This is a genomic window from Streptomyces sp. NPDC127108 (assembly GCF_042677545.1).
GTDB lineage: Bacteria > Actinomycetota > Actinomycetes > Streptomycetales > Streptomycetaceae > Streptomyces.
This window is the reverse complement of record NZ_JBHXTE010000057.1, coordinates 7,794-24,451: the sequence shown is the minus strand read 5'-3', so window position 1 is coordinate 24,451 and position 16,658 is coordinate 7,794. Positions and strand designations below refer to the sequence as shown.

Annotated in this window: 18 protein-coding genes; 7 read left to right on the top strand and 11 right to left on the bottom strand. The window is 73.4% G+C overall.

The window, feature by feature from the left end:
• Position 1: 1 nt before the first annotated feature.
• Positions 2-757, top strand: coding sequence for an SDR family oxidoreductase (locus tag ACFVHO_RS35260; RefSeq protein WP_385723957.1), 756 nt, complete (start codon positions 2-4; stop codon positions 755-757).
• 155 nt (positions 758-912) lie between these two features.
• Here the strand turns inward: ACFVHO_RS35260 and amaP are convergent, their stop codons facing one another.
• From amaP to ACFVHO_RS35235, 5 genes are all read right to left on the bottom strand, one after another.
• Positions 913-1,491 (bottom strand): alkaline shock response membrane anchor protein AmaP, encoded by a 579-nt coding sequence (gene amaP / locus ACFVHO_RS35255; protein ID WP_385723954.1) that lies wholly within the window; start codon positions 1,489-1,491, stop codon positions 913-915.
• A 7-nt stretch (positions 1,492-1,498) separates the two neighbouring features.
• The gene (locus ACFVHO_RS35250) at positions 1,499-2,185 is read right to left on the bottom strand and encodes a DUF6286 domain-containing protein (protein WP_385723951.1); all 687 of its coding nucleotides are present in this window, start codon (positions 2,183-2,185) and stop codon (positions 1,499-1,501) included.
• A complete protein-coding gene (locus tag ACFVHO_RS35245) occupies positions 2,182-2,577 on the bottom strand; it encodes a hypothetical protein (protein WP_385723948.1) in 396 nt (131 codons plus the stop codon). The genes ACFVHO_RS35250 and ACFVHO_RS35245 overlap by 4 nt, the downstream gene beginning before the upstream one ends.
• 3 nt (positions 2,578-2,580) lie before the next feature.
• On the bottom strand, positions 2,581-2,766 hold the full coding sequence (locus ACFVHO_RS35240; protein ID WP_289952572.1) for a hypothetical protein: 186 nt from the start codon (positions 2,764-2,766) through the stop codon (positions 2,581-2,583).
• Positions 2,767-2,982: 216 nt separating this feature from the next.
• The gene (locus ACFVHO_RS35235) at positions 2,983-3,468 is read right to left on the bottom strand and encodes an Asp23/Gls24 family envelope stress response protein (protein ID WP_385723945.1); all 486 of its coding nucleotides are present in this window, start codon (positions 3,466-3,468) and stop codon (positions 2,983-2,985) included.
• A gap of 91 nt (positions 3,469-3,559) precedes the next feature.
• On the opposite strand from ACFVHO_RS35235, the gene ACFVHO_RS35230 reads away from it, so the two are divergent.
• Positions 3,560-4,318, top strand: coding sequence for a nucleopolyhedrovirus P10 family protein (locus ACFVHO_RS35230; protein ID WP_385723943.1), 759 nt, complete (start codon positions 3,560-3,562; stop codon positions 4,316-4,318).
• 76 nt (positions 4,319-4,394) lie between these two features.
• Here the strand turns inward: ACFVHO_RS35230 and ACFVHO_RS35225 are convergent, their stop codons facing one another.
• The 3 genes from ACFVHO_RS35225 to ACFVHO_RS35215 all read right to left on the bottom strand — a co-directional run bounded on the left by ACFVHO_RS35225 (position 4,395) and on the right by ACFVHO_RS35215 (position 7,618).
• Positions 4,395-5,231 (bottom strand): enoyl-CoA hydratase/isomerase family protein, encoded by an 837-nt coding sequence (locus ACFVHO_RS35225; protein ID WP_385723940.1) that lies wholly within the window; start codon positions 5,229-5,231, stop codon positions 4,395-4,397.
• A gap of 187 nt (positions 5,232-5,418) precedes the next feature.
• Positions 5,419-5,640 carry a helix-turn-helix domain-containing protein gene (locus ACFVHO_RS35220; protein WP_016645426.1) on the bottom strand — a complete coding sequence of 74 codons (222 nt, stop codon included), beginning with the start codon at positions 5,638-5,640 and terminating at the stop codon, positions 5,419-5,421.
• Positions 5,641-6,019: 379 nt separating this feature from the next.
• Entirely contained in the window at positions 6,020-7,618 is a 1,599-nt protein-coding gene (locus ACFVHO_RS35215) for an ABC-F family ATP-binding cassette domain-containing protein (RefSeq protein ID WP_385723937.1), read from the bottom strand.
• A gap of 350 nt (positions 7,619-7,968) precedes the next feature.
• Between ACFVHO_RS35215 and ACFVHO_RS35210 the strand changes: the two genes are divergently transcribed.
• Entirely contained in the window at positions 7,969-8,856 is an 888-nt protein-coding gene (locus ACFVHO_RS35210) for a neutral zinc metallopeptidase (RefSeq protein WP_385723934.1), read from the top strand.
• Between the two features lie 94 nt (positions 8,857-8,950).
• The gene (locus ACFVHO_RS35205; RefSeq protein ID WP_385723932.1) at positions 8,951-9,364 is read left to right on the top strand and encodes a VOC family protein; all 414 of its coding nucleotides are present in this window, start codon (positions 8,951-8,953) and stop codon (positions 9,362-9,364) included.
• 30 nt (positions 9,365-9,394) lie between these two features.
• Here ACFVHO_RS35205 and ACFVHO_RS35200 read toward each other — a convergent pair whose 3' ends face one another.
• The 3 genes from ACFVHO_RS35200 to ACFVHO_RS35190 form a co-directional block, all read right to left on the bottom strand.
• A complete protein-coding gene (locus tag ACFVHO_RS35200) occupies positions 9,395-11,095 on the bottom strand; it encodes a hypothetical protein (protein WP_385723929.1) in 1,701 nt (566 codons plus the stop codon).
• Positions 11,096-11,216: 121 nt separating this feature from the next.
• Positions 11,217-12,353, bottom strand: a complete 1,137-nt coding sequence (locus ACFVHO_RS35195) for an alpha/beta hydrolase family protein (RefSeq protein ID WP_385723926.1) — start codon at positions 12,351-12,353, stop codon at positions 11,217-11,219.
• 186 nt (positions 12,354-12,539) lie between these two features.
• A complete protein-coding gene (locus tag ACFVHO_RS35190; RefSeq protein WP_385723923.1) occupies positions 12,540-13,232 on the bottom strand; it encodes a class II aldolase/adducin family protein in 693 nt (230 codons plus the stop codon).
• 449 nt (positions 13,233-13,681) lie between these two features.
• Between ACFVHO_RS35190 and ACFVHO_RS35185 the strand changes: the two genes are divergently transcribed.
• From ACFVHO_RS35185 to ACFVHO_RS35175, 3 genes are all read left to right on the top strand, one after another.
• Positions 13,682-14,959, top strand: coding sequence for an inorganic phosphate transporter (locus ACFVHO_RS35185; RefSeq protein ID WP_385723920.1), 1,278 nt, complete (start codon positions 13,682-13,684; stop codon positions 14,957-14,959).
• A 12-nt stretch (positions 14,960-14,971) separates the two neighbouring features.
• The gene (locus ACFVHO_RS35180) at positions 14,972-15,208 is read left to right on the top strand and encodes a hypothetical protein (protein WP_385723917.1); all 237 of its coding nucleotides are present in this window, start codon (positions 14,972-14,974) and stop codon (positions 15,206-15,208) included.
• Positions 15,209-15,574: 366 nt separating this feature from the next.
• Positions 15,575-16,432, top strand: a complete 858-nt coding sequence (locus ACFVHO_RS35175) for a helix-turn-helix domain-containing protein (protein WP_385723914.1) — start codon at positions 15,575-15,577, stop codon at positions 16,430-16,432.
• Positions 16,433-16,658: the final 226 nt, after the last annotated feature.

Genomic DNA, 16,658 nt, shown 5'->3' with positions numbered 1-16,658 from the left:
CATGGATCTTGGACTGAACAACCGTGTGTACGTCGTCACCGGCGCCACCCGTGGCCTCGGCAACGCCGCCGCCCGTGAGCTGGTCGCGGACGGCGCGAAGGTCGTCCTCACCGGCCGCGACGAGAAGACGGCCGCCGCGGCGGCCGCGGAGCTCGGCCCGAACGCGGTGGGCGTCGGCGCGGACAACGCCGATCCGGGCGTCGCGGATCGCCTCGTGGCGGCGGCGCGTGAACACTTCGGCGGGTTCGACGGCGTCCTCGTCAGCGTCGGCGGGCCGCCGCCCGGCTTCGTCGCCGACAACACCGACGAGCAGTGGCAGGCCGCGTTCGACTCCGTCTTCCTCGGGGCGGTGCGCCTCGCCCGTACCGCCGCGGCGGAGCTGGGCGAGGGCGGTGTCATCGGCTTCGTCCTCTCCGCGTCCGTGCACGAGCCGATCCCCGGCCTGACCGTCTCCAACGGCCTGCGCCCCGGCCTCGCGGGCTTCGCGAAGTCCCTCGCCGACGAGTTGGGGCCGCGCGGCATCCGTGTGGTCGGCCTCCTGCCGGCCCGCATCGACACCGACCGCGTCCGCGAACTCGACGGCTTCTCCGCCGACCCCGAGGCGACCCGTGCGGCCCACGAGTCCCGCATCCCGCTGCGCCGCTACGGCACCCCCCAGGAGTTCGGCCGCACCGCCGCGTTCCTCCTCTCCCCCGCGGCCTCCTACCTCACCGGCGTGATGCTCCCCGTGGACGGCGGCGCCCGCCACGGCTTCTAGCAGCTCTGCGGGGGTGCCCGCCGCTACCGCGGCGGGTTCCTCCCACCCGCCCACCCGTATGCCGTGGGACGTGGGGTGGGGCCCCGGGGGCGAGGCGGGTCCCGCAGATTCGGGCGGACGGCTGCCGCCCACGACCAGGGTGGGGCCGGGTGGCGTCAGGTCACGCGTTCGGCGCGGTGTTTCACCGCGCGCAGGAGAACGGTGGCCGGCAGCCGCCCCAACCCCGCGGAGTCCCGCGCATGCGCCAACGCCTCCTCGCAGGTCCCCCGCAGGGCCTCCGCGGCCACGGCGTCGGCGCCGAGGACGAGCCCGACCCGCGCCTCGGGGGCGTTGCGCCGCCCGGTGAGCCGCACCCGGGCGCGCTCGACGCCGTCGAGGGCGGCGGCCTCGGTCTCGAGGACGCTCTCCATGGCCCGCCCCCGCAGCAACGCGCCCTCCCCGTCCCCGGTCTCGACCAGGACCTCCGCGAGGCGCCGCCGCCGCAGTTGGGCGGTGAGCCACCACAGGGCGAGCAGCACGACGACGGCGAGCCCGCCGATGACGGTGGGCCACCACCAGCCGTCGTCCCGCCACCGCGCCCGGTCGGCGTCACTGAGCAGCACGTCGTCGCGGGAGTCGTGCACCCACCAGGAGGGCGGCTCGACGCCGAGTCCGACGGCGAGGACGGAGCCGCCGAACAGGACAAGGGCGAGGCCGAGGAGTCCGAGCAGCACACGGTTCACGGTCCGCAGCATGGCGCGGTCACCCCTTCCGGCCCGGCCGCGCCACCCGCACGGCCAGCGCGGGCGGCCTGCCGAGCCCGAGGTCGTGGATGGCGTCGGCGAGGGCGGCGTCCAAGTCGCCGCGTACGTCGTCGAGTTCACGGAAGTGCGAGACGGCCCGCACGTCCACCTTGGAGCGGCTCATGCGGACGCGTACCGACCGTACGCCCGACACGTCCATGGCCCGGTCCCGCAGCGCCGTCGCGGCGGCGCCCCGGTCGAGCCCGGCCCGCACGTCGGCGTGGGTGCGCCGCATCGGGAGCAGGGAGCGCAGCCCGGGCGTCACGGCGAGGACGAGGAGCCACAGGCCGACGGCGACGGCAGCGGCGGCCCCGGCGAGCACCGCCGTGCTGTCGAGGGGCCGTTCGGCCAGTTCACGGGCGAGGTCGCGGCGCCACCGCATCGCGGGGTGCTCGGCGCGCACGGCGACGATGTCGTACAGGAGCAGTCCGGCCCCGCCGAGGACCAGCAGGGCGAGCAGCCCGGCGGGCACGCGTCGCGCCGACCAGAAGCGGGGGGAGCCGTCCTCGTCGCCGAGGGTGGGCAGCGGCTGGTAGGCGGCCGCGGACGCGGACTGGTCGAGTTCGGGTTCGGCGCGTTCGATGACGGGCACGGCCTTGCCCGGTTTGGTCAGGTCGGTTCCACCGGTCTGCCGGGGTTCGCTCATCGGGTCCTCCCCTGCGCCGCGGCCCGCGCCTGCGCCGAGTGCAGCCGCTCCACCTGGACCGCCACCTCGGGCACTTCCATGCCCGCCAACGCCTTTACCCGTTCGGCGACCCGGTGACGCACGGCGCCGCACTGGCGTCCGATGTCGCTGGGGTAGTCCAGTTCGACGCTGACGCGGACGCGCGCGCTGCCGTGCGGCGCCTCGCCCGACCGGGCGGAGCCGCCGGCCGGGGGCCGCACGCTCACGGTGGCGTGCGGCGGCGCCGCCTCGTCGGGCAGCGCGGGCAGCGCCTCACGTGCCGCGCGTGCGGCGATCTTCGCGACGACGCGGTCGGCGATCCGGGTCGCGCCGCGCTCGCCGGGCGGTACCTGCCCCACGACGTCGGCGGCCACGGCTCAGCGCCGCCGGTCGCCGCGGGTACGGAAGAAGTCCCCGGGCTCCAGGTCCCCTTCCAGGAACCGCCCGGCCACGAACCCGATGGCACCCAGGGCGGCCACGAGCAGGAAGGCCCCGAACCCGCCGAAGTACCCGGCGAATCCGAGGGCCATTCCGGCGATCATGCCGATCACGGCAAAGCTCATCGTGCGCTCCTTCGCTCCTGCGCGCCTCGTGCTCCCCGGCATCCGCGCCCGCCGTCGCGTCCGCCCCGTGCTTCTCGCATACCCAGCCCGCGCGGCGGGACCGCCTCACTCGCGGGTGCGGAACGCCGGTCGCCGCGGGCCGCGGCTTCTCCTGAAGTCCTGCCGCGGCTTCTCTCGAAGTCCTGTGGAAGGCCCTGTCGAAGGTCTGTCGAAGGTCTATTGAAGCCGTGACGGCTGCTCGTCGTCCTCGTCGTCCGGCAGCTTCACATCGCTCACCGCGATGTTCACCTCGACGACCTCCAGGCCCGTCATCCGCTCGACGGCGGCGACGACGTTCTCGCGCACGTCCCGGGCGACATCGGCGATCGAGACGCCGTAGTCGACGACGATCTCCAGGTCGAGGGCCGTCTGCACTTCGCCGACCTCGGCCTTCACCCCGCGCGTGACGGCCTTCGAGCTGCCGGGCACCCGGTCCCGTACGGCCCCGAAGGTCCGCGCGAGCCCGCCGCCCATCGCGTGCACGCCGACCACGTCGCGGGCGGCCAGGCCCGCGATCTTCTCGACCACACCGTCGGAGATGCTGGTGCGCCCCCGCGTCGCGGGGTCGCCTCCCCCACGCCGTGCCGTGCCGCCCGTCCCGGCTTCGTCGGGCGACTCCTTCACGAGCGTCTGGGACGTCGTGCGCTCTCCGGTGTCGGTCATCGCATGGTCCTTTTCAGCAGGGGATCTGCTCTTTCGTCCACATTAAGCGCGGCCCGGGACCGGCGCGCCCGGGATGGGGCACGCTGGAGCCATGACGGGTGACGGATGGACCTCGGTGGTACGGCGTCAACTGAGTCTCGGCCGGATGCTTCCGCTGGGCGGCCCGGGTGACGGCGCCTGGCTCGCGGAGTCGGCGGCGCGGGCGGTGCTGCGCGGCTCGGCCGCGCGGGTGGCGGGAGCCCGCGTGACCCGCCTGCGGGTGTCCCTCGCGGAGCCGCACTCCGCACCGCTGTCCCCGGACGCGTACGTCTCCGCGGTGCCGTCGCCGCCGAGCGCGCTGCCGCCGGGGCCGCTGCGGATCAGCGCGGAGTTCCAGGCCGCGACGACCGAGCCCCTCGCCACGGCCGCGGACCGGCTGCGCACGGCGCTCGGCTCGGCCGCGGCGGAGCGGCTGGGTCTTGTGGTGACGGAGGTGGACCTGCGGGTGACGGGGCTGATGGAAGGGGACGCGGCGCCCTCGGCCGACGGCGATCCGGCCGACGTACCGTCCGGTGCCCGCCCCGGACACGGGGACGAGCCCCCGGCCGACGACGAGGGTCGGGTGGCGCGGGCCGTCCTCGCGGTGCCGGGCGTGAGCCGGATGGCGGGTGTCCTCGGCGGCCCGGCCCGGGCCGTCCACATCGAGGAGCACGAGGCGCCGCTCACGCTGCCGCGCCGCCATGTCCGGGTGGAGCTGGCGGCGGATGCCCGGCACCGCACCCTGGACGTGGCCCGCGCGGTCCGTACGGCCGTCACCGGGGCCCTGCCGGACCGGCCGTCGGTGGCGGTCCTGGTCACGGCGGTGGACTGACCGGCGCCGACGGCCTCCGCCCCTCCTCACCGGGAGGGATGCCCCCGTACCTGAACAGGCGTACGCCGGGGTCCCCTCAGTCCCCGATGCCCGCCAGGTCCCGCAGCCTGCGCGCCTGCGCGGCCCGCTCGGCGCGGCGCTGCTCCTCGTACGAGCGCCCGACGGCACCCTGGAGGAGCGCCTTGGTCTCGATGACCGCGTCGCGCGGCGCGGCGAGCAGCGCGGCGGCCAAGTCCTGTGCGGCGGCGTCGAGTTGGTCGCCGGGCACGACGAGGTTGGCGAGGCCGATGCGCTCGGCCTCGGCGGCCTGGACGAAGCGGCCCGTGGCGCAGATCTCCAGGGCGCGGGCGTATCCGACGAGGGAGACCAGCGGGTGGGTGCCGGTGAGGTCGGGCACCAGGCCGAGGCTGGTCTCGCGCATGGCGAACTGCACGTCGTCGGCGGCGACCCGCAGGTCGCAGGCGAGGGCGAGCTGAAACCCGGCGCCGATCGCGTGTCCCTGGACGGCGGCGATGGACACGAGGTCGCCGCGCCGCCACCAGGTGAAGGCGTCCTGGTACTCGGCGATGGCCGCGTCGAGTTCGTCGTCCGCGCCGCGCGCCAGGTCGATGAAGGACGGTTCGCCGTCGAAGCCCTCGGGCGTGAATGCCTGCCGGTCGAGCCCCGCGGAGAAGGACTTGCCCTCTCCGCGCAGCAGCACCACACGGACGCTGCCGGGCAGCACCCGGCCGACCTCCGTCAACGCCCGCCACAGCGCGGGAGATTGGGCGTTGCGCTTGGCCGCGTTGGTCAGCGTCACCGTGGCGACGGCCTCGTCGACCGTGAGGCGTACGCCGTCCCGGTCGAGGACCGGCGCCGTTGCGCTGGGGACGCTCGGGCCGCTCTCGGGCGAACCGCTGTCGGGCGAAGCCATCAGTGCCTCCGGGTGGGTGCAGTCATGGTGGACACACGCGTGTCAGCGCCCTGGCGGACGCGTGTCGGCGCGCCCTGCGGGCACTGGCGCACCCACAAGTGACTGCACAGTAACCACCCGGTCGATCAGCCGATCGACCGGGTGGCCACATCGGACCACCCGGAGCCGGACGGCCGCGGGAAGTCGGCTAGCTGGAAGCGGCCTTCTTGCCTCGCGTTGCCCCGCCGCGTCCCCGCAGCGTGACTCCGGACTCACTCAGCATCCGGTGGACGAACCCGTAGCTCCGGCCGGTCTCCTCGGCCAACGCCCGGATGCTCGCACCGCCGTCGTACTTCTTCTTCAGGTCTGCCGCGAGCTTGTCGCGCGCGGCGCCGGTAACCCGGCTGCCCTTCTTCAGAGTCTCGGCCACCCGTGCCTCCTCATGGGAAGTGCGCTCTGGACTTCTCATGATCACCCCTTCCGAGCGTCCTGGCCACCCATTCGGCAAGGTCCATGCGACTTGATTCGCCGGGCGTGAAGCGGCGGCCACGAGCGGAATTAACGATTCCGCACGTCGCGGCACGTACCGCCGAATGGGTTCTGCGAGGAAGCGGCAGGTCAGCGCCGTGCCGGGGAAAGACGGGCCTGCGGGTCCCGTGGGACGCGGAAATCCGTGTATGCCACACCTCGGTACGAGGACGTCTCACACAGATGAAGGATCACGGATCGGCCGAATGATCCATACGCAGTGGATCAGTCATTCGATCAAGCCCGCTGGACCTCCGGGGCGGGCCCCGACCGGGGATCCGTCAGGCGAGGGCCACCAGGTCCGCGTAGTCCGCGCCCCACAGGTCCTCGACGCCGTCCGGGAGCAGAATGATCCGTTCCGGCTGCAGCGCCTCGACGGCGCCCTCGTCGTGCGTGACCAGGACGACGGCGCCCTTGTAGGTGCGCAGGGCGCCCAGGATCTCCTCGCGGCTCGCCGGGTCGAGGTTGTTCGTGGGCTCGTCGAGGAGCAGGACGTTGGCGGAGGAGACGACGAGGGTCGCGAGCGCGAGCCGGGTCTTCTCGCCGCCGGAGAGCACGCCCGCGGGCTTGTCGACGTCGTCCCCGGAGAACAGGAAGGAGCCGAGCGTCTTGCGCACCTCGACCAGGTCGAGGTCGGGCGCCGCGGAGCGCATGTTCTCCAGGACCGTGCGCTCGGGGTCGAGGGTCTCGTGCTCCTGGGCGTAGTACCCGAGCTTGAGGCCGTGGCCCTCCACCACCTCGCCGGTGTCGGGCTTCTCGACGCCGCCGAGCAGCCGGAGGAGGGTCGTCTTGCCCGCGCCGTTGAGGCCGAGGATGACGACGCGCGAGCCCTTGTCGATGGCCAGGTCGACGTCGGTGAAGATCTCGAGGGAGCCGTACGACTTGGACAGGCCCTCGGCGGTCAGCGGCGTCTTGCCGCAGGGCGAGGGCTCGGGGAAGCGCAGCTTGGCGACCTTGTCGCTCTGGCGCACCTCCTCGAGACCCGCGAGGAGCTTGTCGGCGCGGCGGGCCATGTTCTGCGCGGCGACGGTCTTGGTGGCCTTGGCACGCATCTTGTCGGCCTGCGAGTGCAGGGCGGCGGCCTTCTTCTCGGCGTTCTGCCGCTCGCGCTTGCGGCGCTTCTCGTCGGACTCGCGCTGCTGCTGGTAGAGCTTCCAGCCCATGTTGTAGACGTCGATCGCGGAGCGGTTGGCGTCCAGGTAGAAGACCTTGTTGACGACCGTCTCGACCAGGTCGACGTCGTGGGAGATCACGATGAAGCCGCCGCGGTACGTCTTCAGGTAGTCGCGCAGCCAGACGATGGAGTCGGCGTCGAGGTGGTTCGTCGGCTCGTCGAGGAGCAGCGTGTCGGCGTCCGAGAAGAGGATGCGGGCCAGCTCGATACGGCGGCGCTGACCGCCGGAGAGCGTGTGCAGGGGCTGGCCGAGCACGCGGTCCGGGAGGTTCAGGGCGGCGGCGATGGTGGCGGCCTCGGCCTCGGCGGCGTACCCGCCCTTGGTGAGGAACTCCGTCTCCTGGCGCTCGTACTGCTTGAGGGCCTTCTCGCGCGTGGAGCCCTGGCCGCTCGCGATCCGGTGTTCGTTCTCGCGCATCTTGCGGATGAGCACGTCGAGGCCGCGCGCGGACAGGACGCGGTCGCGGGCGAGGACGTCGAGGTCGCCCGTGCGCGGGTCCTGCGGGAGATAGCCGACCTCTCCGGAGCGGCTGATCGTGCCGCCCGCGGGGGTGCCCTCACCGGCCAGGCACTTGGTGAGCGTCGTCTTGCCCGCGCCGTTGCGGCCGACGAGGCCGATGCGGTCGCCCTTGGCGATGCGGAACGAGGCGTTCTCGATGAGGATGCGGGCGCCGGCACGCAGCTCGATACCGGAGGCGGTGATCACGGGTCAGACTCCTGGACAGGGGATATGGACGGCTGGAGGGAGGCAAGGACGATGCACGATGCGTTGTCGCGCGGAGCGCGCCGCTCAGCCGTCTAATGCAGCAGGAGAATGGCCATGGGCCAATTCTAACGGGGCGCCGCAACCGCTTTTCCGGCGCGGCCCCCGGCGGCGCCCGGGGGCGGGTGCGACACGGCGGGCCGGGGGTGGTGTAGCCCGTTCGGACCTCTGTCCGGCGCCGGGTGATCGGGGTCGTACCAGGATGAGGTGGCCGGGGTCCGGCGCGGGACGGCGGAGCGTCGTCCGCAGGTGAGGCAGCGCGGCTCGTACGCGAGGCAGAGGGTGGTGCGCCCATGCAGTTCGACGACGACGCGAATCTTGACTCCTCGGAGGTGCGGGATGTGCGCGGCAGCCGCATCCCCGGCGGCAGGGCGACCATCGGCGGCGGTGTCGCCGGGCTGATCGCGCTGCTCCTCGGCCTCTTCTTCGGCGTGGGTCCGGACCAGCTCGGTCTGACGGACGGCAGCGAGGAGCCCGCCGCCTCGTCCTCCTCGCTCGCCGAGGTCAAGCGGAGCTGCCACACCGGCAAGGACGCGAACGCCCGCGAGGACTGCCGGATCCTGGCGGTCGTCAACAGCGTCCAGGACTACTGGCGCCAGGAGTTCCCGCGCCGCCGGGGCGAGTACGCGTCCGCGCAGACCGTGTTCTTCACCGGCCGCGTCGGCACGGCGTGCGGCGCGGCCTCGTCGGCGGTCGGGCCCTTCTACTGCCCCGGCGACCGCAGGGTCTATCTGGACCTGGGGTTCTTCGAGGAGCTGCGGACGAAGTTCGGCTCCAGCGGCGGCCCGTTCGCGCAGGCCTACGTCGTGGCGCACGAGTACGGGCACCACGTGCAGAACCTGATGGGCACCCTTGGCCGGGCGCAGGACGGCAGGACGGGCGAGGGCAGCAACGCCGTACGGGTCGAGCTCCAGGCCGACTGCTACGCGGGGGTGTGGGCGCACCACGCCACGCGAACGCCCGACGAGGAGGGCAGGCCCGTGATCAAGAAGCTGACGGACGACGACATCCGGGACGGCCTGGACGCGGCGGCGGCGGTCGGCGACGACCGGATCCAGGAGCGCTTCCAGGGCCGGGTGACCCCCGAGTCCTGGACGCACGGCTCGGCGAAGCAGCGCCAGGACTGGTTCTACCAGGGCTTCCGCACCGGCGACATGGCGCAGTGCAACACCTTCCGCTGAGCCGCGCGGCGGGCCCGGCGGGCACTCTCGGGCCATTGTCAGACCCGGGTGCCAGACTGTGGGACAGGTCACGTCGAACGAAGGAGTGATCGCCATGGCAGGCGCTGCCAGGGGGCGTCCGAGCATCTTCCCGACGTTGTTGTACGCGGACGCCAAGGCCGCGATCAAGCAGCTCACGGAGGCCTTCGGCTTCACCGAGACGAGTGTGTACGAGAGCGAGGACGGCACGGTCCTGCACGCCGAGCTCGCGCACGGCAACGGCGCGGTGATGCTGGGCTCCAAGGGCCGCGGCGGGCTCTTCGCCGAGGCGATGAAGGACGCGGGCCCGACCGGGACGTACATCGTGGTGGACGACGTCGACGCCCATCACCAGCGTGCCGTGGAGCACGGCGCGGACATCCTGATGCCCCCGACGGACCAGGACTACGGCTCGCGGGACTACATGGCGCGGGACGCGGAGGGCAACATCTGGAGCTTCGGTACGTACGCCCCCGAGATACCCGGCTGACCCGCCCCGGTCCCGGGGCGGGCGCGGCTCTCACATGCCGCCGGTGTGCACCTGGAACGCCGCCCGGCGCACGGCCTTCGCGAGCGCCGGGTCCGGGTGGGCCGCGGCGAGCGCGACGAGGACCTGCACGGTGCGCGGGTGGCCGACGGTGCGCACCTCGTCGATGAGCGCGGGCACGGTGGGCTGCGGCGCCGACTCCAGGTGGCGCACGAGCAGTTCGGCCTCGCCGTGGTCGGCGACGGCCGCCGCCGTGTCGACCCACAGCCAGGTGGACTCCGCCCGGGTCAGGACGAGATGGACGTCCTCGGGGTCGGTGCCCTCGTGCTCGGCGAGCCACAGCAGGGCGTAGGGCCGCAGCGAGGCCTCGTCGACGACGGCGCGGACGTCCGGCTCGGCCGGGGCGCCGACGACCCGCAGGGCCTCGAAGGCGAGGCCGCGCAGCAGGGCGTCCTCGCCCCGGGCGGCGTCGACGAGTTCGGTGACGGCGGTGCCCGCGTCACGGGCGGCGAGCCAGGCGCGGTACTCGGCGCGGGCCGCGTTGGGCCGCAGCCGGGCGCAGCCCCGGAGCATGTCCTCGGCGGACTGCTCGATGTGCCCCGCCGGGCTCTGCGCGGCCACGCAGATCTGCTCCAGCTTGACCCACACCGCCCAGCTGCCCAGCGGGGTGAGGGTGGCCTGGCCGTCGGCGCAGGTGAGGGCGCCCACGGCGGACAGGGCGCGCAACGCCCAGTCGAGCAGGGCGGGCAGCGGGGGCCGGAGCGCGCGGTCGTCGGCCTCGGTGGGGTCGGCGGAGCCGGCGGAACCAGCAGGTTCCGCGGTCGGGACGGCGGTGGCAGGGGGCGGGACCGCTTCCGGGTTCGGCGCGGGCCGGGACCGGGGCTCGGGCTCCGCCTGCGGGCCGTACGGAATCTCGCAGCGCTCGGTGCGCAGTTCGCGGACGCGCTGGTCCAGGAGGTCGAGGAGCTGGGGCACGGGCACGGGGCCCGCCGACAGCTGGAGGAAGGAGAGCAGTTGGGGGACGGCCTCGACGGCTTCCGCGACGGTGGCGGGCGGCAGTTCGGCGGGGGCGGGGTGGACGAGCGACCAGGCGTCGAACAGGGCGACCCAGCCGCGCAGGACCGCGGCGTCGTCCCGGTCCCAGGCGCGCAGCCGCCAGCCGGGGCGCGCGACGTCGCCGTGCACTTCGACGAGTCCGGCGAGGCGGGCGGTGTCCCAGTCGGCGCGGACCTGGTGGACTGTCATGTCCAGTTCGGCGGCGGCGCGTTCGGCGGTGGCGTCGGAGAGCGCGCCGCCAGCCCCTTTGCCCGTCCCGGCGTCCGCGTCGGCGGGCGGTCCGGCCTTCGGGCCGGCTCCCGTGCCGCCGCCCTTGCCGGTGTTCGTGCCACCGTTCCTGCCGCCCTTCGCGGCGCCGGTCGTGGCGTTGCCGTTGCTCTTGCCCTGGCCCGCCGCGCGCAGGGGGCCGGTGTCGGGGCGCAGGGCCTGGTCGGCCCAGCGGGCGACGCGTACGGCGCTCGCCAGGCCCGCGCGGGCCTGGCGGGCCAGCTCGGCGGGCGCGGGTGTGCCCTCCGGCGGTGGGGGCGCGGGACGGCGCGAGCGGCGCTGGGTCACCGCGCCGGGGGCGCCGAGGGGGCCGCGCGCTCGGCCGCGCTCGGCCTCCGCTCGCCTTTCGGCCCTCGGGGACGGTGTGCGGACGAGGTGGAGCCGGGAGTCGCGCGGGATACGGGACGTCACGGGAGCAGTCTTCCTGTTGACGGTCCGAAAACCCAAACGGAATCCCGTCGGCAGCCCGGCGTGCGGACCTGACGGCGGTCGCTGAGCGTCAGGCCCGGAGGTGAGGAGGGGGTCGCATCGGCTACATCAAGGGGGTGAGGAAGCGGCGGAGCGCCTCTTCGTACCGTGCGGGGTCGGCGTTCCACATGGCGCCGTGGGGCGCATCCGGAACGGTGTGCAGGGTGACGAGGTCAGGGCGTTTTCCAGCCAGTCTCCGGGAGAGCGCCCAGGGGGCGACGGTGTCGCCGGGGCCGTGCAGAAGGAGGGTCGGCACCCGCAGCGCGGCGGGGTCGGCCGCGTCGGGGAGGCGGTCGCCGCGCAGTCCGGTGCGGCCCTGGGCGGCGCGCACGGCCAGCGGGAGCAGCGCGCCGGGGGTGCGGCGGGCAGTGGCGAGGGCGCGCAGCGTGGTCTCCCAGTCGAGCACCGGCGAGTCCAGGACCAGGCCCTTGATCCGGTCACGCACGGCGGAGCGGGCGGCGGCGTGCAGGGCCATCGAGGCGCCGGTGGACCAGCCGTACAGGACGACGTCGCGGGCTCCGTAGCGCACGGCGTAGCGGATGGCGGCGTCCAGGTCGCGCCATTCGGTCTCGCCAAGGTGGCCGAGACCGTCCGGTGGGCGGGGCGCGCCCAGGTCGCCGCGGTAGGCGAGGTCGAGCACCGGCAGCTGCTGGCGGCGCAGGAAGTCCATGACGACCATCGGGTGCTCACGGGTGGTGCCGAGGCCGTGCACGGTGATCACCCAGGTGTCGCGGGCGCCAGGCACAAACCAGGCGGGCAGCGGGCCCAGTTCGCCGGGGACGTCGACGTCGGCGTGGTCGATGCCGAGCGCGCCGCGCGGGTCGCCGATGTGGACCTGCGGGGTGAGCCAGACGCGGGCGCCGGGCTCCAGGGTGCCGTGGGTGACGCGTTCGAGGCGGCGTACGACGGTGTCGGCCTCGTGCGGGGCGGCGTCGAGGACGGGGCCGACGACGGCGTGGCAGCCGTTGCCGCTCAGGCCGTACAGGCCAGGGCGTTGGGAGGCCAGGGAGCGGGTGAGGGCGATCTGTCCCGCGGCCGTGGAGTGCACGGTCAGGCGTGGCTCCGTCGGCAGGGGGCGGCCCGCGGGGGCCTTCAGGGCGGCGTCGCTGGCGTAGCGCCCGGCCGCGATGGCCAGGGCGGTGGCGCCTAGGACGGCGGTTGCGGTGGTGACGGCGGCGGTCGTCGCTTTGGCAGGGCGCACCCCAACAGTGTCTGCGGGGTCGCGGGGCGCGGCCAGTGGGCGGTGGCGCGGGAGTGTGCTCCGGGCGGGGGCGCCGACCGGTCTCGGCCGCCGCTCGCCCGGTCCTGGGGCCCGGTCCCGGCCGGTACTCGCCGACTCTCGCGCTCCGGTCCCGGCCGGTCACTCGCGCGGCCCGCCCCGGACAGGTCAGACCCCCGGCCCCCGCTGCCCGTACCCCTTCAGCTTCTGCCCCGCCTCGCTCACCCGTTCCGCGGACAGGATGCTCGGGGTGCGGCCGGGCACCGAGGTCGCGGTGAGCCAGAGGTGGCACATCCACTCCAGTTGGGCGGTGCGGTCGAAGGCCTGGGAGAGGGAGTCCCCGTAGGCGACCGTGCCGTGGTTCTGGAGCAGGCAGGCCGTGCGGTCGCGCAGGGCGTGGAGCATGTGCTCGGCCAGCTCGTCGGTGCCGTACAGGGCGTAGGGGGCGACGCGGACGGGGCCGCCGAGGGCGCCGGTCATGTAGTGGATGGGCGGGAGTTCCGGTACGAGGGTGGAGACGGCGGTGGCGTGCACGGCGTGGGTGTGGACGACGGCCCGGGCGTCGGTGGCGCGGTAGATCGCCAGATGCATGGGCAGCTCGCTGGTGGGGCCGAGCCCGCCGAGGATCCGTTCGCCGTCCAGGCCGACGCCGAGGACGTCCGCGGGCGTCAGCCGGTCGTACGGGACGCCGCTCGGGGTGACGAGGACGGTGTCGCCGACCCGCACGGAGACATTGCCGGAGGTGCCGACGACCAGGCCGTCCGTCACGGTCCTGCGGGCGGTCGCGACCAGCTCGTCCCAGGCCCGCGCGAGCGCCTCGCGCCCCGCGTCCGCAGTGGTGTCGTGCCGCTGCTCAGTCATGCGGTGATCCTGCCAGAGGGCGCGGCGGCGGGGGCCGGGTGGCCGCGGCGTCCGGGCGTCGGGGCGGGCCATGGAATGGAATGGGGGGAGTCCGTGGAGCCTTGGAACACGGCACCGCCACACGCCCGGAGGTTTGAGACCTGTGGGCGGCGCGACGGCGACGACGGCCCCGGCAGGTGATCAGGATCTCTTCTGCGTCTCTTCCGCGGGCCGACCGCCCAGCTCAGCGGTTCGAACGGGGGTCACCCGAAAGGGCCACGGACGGCCTAATTCCGGGCCTCCCAGGGGCCCTCGCCATCACCCTGCCGCCCGAGTGGGTGTATGCCGGAAGGATGTGGAGTGACGGCATCCCGGTTCGAGTCACCGTGCGGCCCAACCCAGTTCACTTTCCGTTCATCCAGGTTGCCTACGTTCCACGAGCCACTGACGTCCAACAGAAGCCTGGGTAAATGGAACACATCACGCTTCTCCTCGGGATCGTGATCGTTACCGCTCTCGTGTTCGATTTCACGAACGGTTTCCACGACACAGCCAACGCGATGGCGACAACCATCTCGACCGGCGCTCTCAAGCCCAAGACGGCGGTGGCCATGTCCGCCGTGCTGAACCTCGTCGGAGCGTTCCTCTCCGTCGAAGTCGCCAAGACGATCTCCGGCGGCATCATCAATGAAGACGGTCTCAAGACCGAAGTGATCTTCGCGGCCCTGGTGGGCGCGATCCTCTGGAACCTGTTGACCTGGCTGCTCGGCCTGCCGTCCAGTTCCTCCCACGCCCTGTTCGGCGGCCTGATCGGCGCCGCCGTGATGTCGATGGGCTGGTCGTCGGTGAACGGCGGCACGGTCGTCACCAAGGTGCTGCTGCCCGCGGTCGCCGCCCCGCTCGTCGCCGGCATCGCGGCCACGCTCGCCACCCGGCTCACGTACAAGATCAGCAGCCGCACGGACGAGAAGGCGACGTCGAAGGGCTACCGCGCCGGGCAGATCGCCTCGGCCGGGCTCGTCTCGCTCGCCCACGGCACGAACGATGCCCAGAAGACGATGGGCATCATCACGCTGGCCCTGATCACCGGCGGCGTGCTCAACCCGGGCGCGAACCCCCCGATGTGGGTCATCGTCTCGGCCGGAGTCGCCATCGCGCTGGGCACGTACCTGGGCGGCTGGCGCATCATCCGCACCATGGGCAAGGGCCTCACCGAGCTGGCGCCGCCGCAGGGCTTCGCGGCGCAGACGTCCGCGGCGACGGCCATCCTCGCCTCCTCGCACATCGGCTTCTCCCTCTCCACCACCCAGGTCTGCTCCGGCGCCGTGATGGGCGCGGGCCTCGGCCGCAAGGGCGGCGTGGTCCGCTGGTCCACGGCGACGCGGATGTTCGTGGCGTGGGGCCTGACCCTCCCGGCCGCCGGTCTGGTCGGCGCGGGCGCCGAGCTCCTCACCAAGCAGGGCACCTGGGGCATCGCCACCACGGCCGCGCTCCTGGTCGGTGGCTCCGCCCTCATCTGGTCGCTGTCGCGCCGCCAGCCGGTCGACCACACGAACGTCACGGCCGACGAGATCGGCACCCCCGGTGCCGACACCGCCGCCGAGCCCGCGGGCGTCGTGACCACCGCCATCGCCGCCGTCACCCCGCCCCCGGCGGGCCCGGTGGCCGCGAGCACCGCGTCCCCCGCGGCCGAAGGCGTCGCGCCCGCCCCCTCCGTGGCGGACTCCGCCCGGCCCGCCACGGTGTAAGGAAGAAGCAGCATGAAGATCGACTGGGCAGCTCTCGGCTCCGTGTTCGGAGTCAGCCTCGTGGTGACCGTCGCCCTCGTGGGCCTGTTCACCCTCGGCATCGTCGGCCTCTCCAAGCAGGAGCAGGCGCGGACCGCGCAGGCGAACGGAGGCTCCGCGTCCGCGCTCCCCGCGCGCGTGGGCGCGTACGCGTGCTTCGCACTGTGCGCGGGCGCCGTGGCGTACGGGATCTCGCTGATCGTCGCCTGACACGTCCGGTCGCCGCACGACGGCGTGCGACCCGGACTCACAGCACAAGCCCTGGGGGGCGACCGTGCCGGTCGCCCCCCAGGGCTTTCGCAGCTCAGGGCCAAGGCCACGGCGCAACGGGAAAGATCAGAAGCGCACATCACCGCATTTCCGCGATCAGGACGCGCCCCCACTCGCTCAAGTTCGATTAGACATATGGCATACTGGGTAGCAGCTGTCTGCTAGGGTCGGCCGCACATATGTCAGACAGAGCGGCTGCGCTGCGCTGCACGGCGGAGGGCAAGTCTTCGTTAGGCATACCTTCTCACTGCTGCCCTTCGCACGGCTTCATGGCGAGCTGACTCCTGGTCGTACTGAAGGAGCCTCATGCCCAGCGAAGTAGACCCGAGCCTGAACCGCCGCAAGCTCCGCATCGCCCTGCGCAAGGCCCGTGAGGAGGCCGGGCAGACCCAGGGCGGCGCGGCCGGCGACCTGGAATGGTCCTTGTCGAAGCTGAACCGCATCGAAAAGGGCACTGTCAGCGTCTCGGTGACAGATCTTCGGGCGCTGCTGCGTCAGTACGGCGTGGACGACGAGGAACGGGTGACCGAGCTCGTCTCCGCCGCCCGCGGCTCGAAGGGACAGTCGTGGTGGGTGCAGTGGGCGGACATCGCGAACCCCAGGTTCACCGAGTACCTCCCGTTCGAGGCGGCCGCGGACTCACTGCGCACCTACCACCCCATCATCATCCCCGGCCTCCTCCACACCGAGGAGTACGCGGACGCCCTGGCCACCCCCGACGTCAGCGACCCCGGCACCCGCCGCCGCCTCGTGGAGTTCCGCACGGCCCGCCAGGAGCGAGTCTTCGACGAGAGCGGGATCGACGACCTCCACTTCGTCGTCGACGAGTCGGCGCTGCACCGGCAGATCGGGGGTCCCGCGGTGATGCGCGCGCAACTGCAGCGGCTCATCGAGGCCGCCGAACACCCCCGCACCACCCTCCAGGTCCTGCCCTACACGGCGGGGGCGCTGCTGAGCACGCAGAACGCGTTCGTGCTCCTCGGCTTCAAGGACGACGACGACCTGATCTACATGGAGAGCGCCCAGTCCGTCGTGGCCACCCGCGACGACTACGAAATGGTCGCCAACTTCCAGGACTGCTTCGAGCAACTGCGGCAGATCGCCTACAGCGACAGCCGCGCGATCGACCTGATCAACCAGGTCAAGGAAGGCTTCGCAGGCTGATTCCGGAGCCGTCAGCTCCGGGACGAGGGGAGGGCTGGCACGATGCCGGTCGTCACGTTGGCACGGTGGCTGTTGCGCTGCCTGACGGCCTCAGACACCACGAACCCTGCCGACCCCACACCCCCCGGCGGGGCCCCCGGGGGCCCCGGGGGGGCCGCCGCCCCGCCCCCCGGGGGCGGGGGGGCCCCACCCCCCCCCCCCCCCCCCCCCCCCCCCCCCCCCCCCC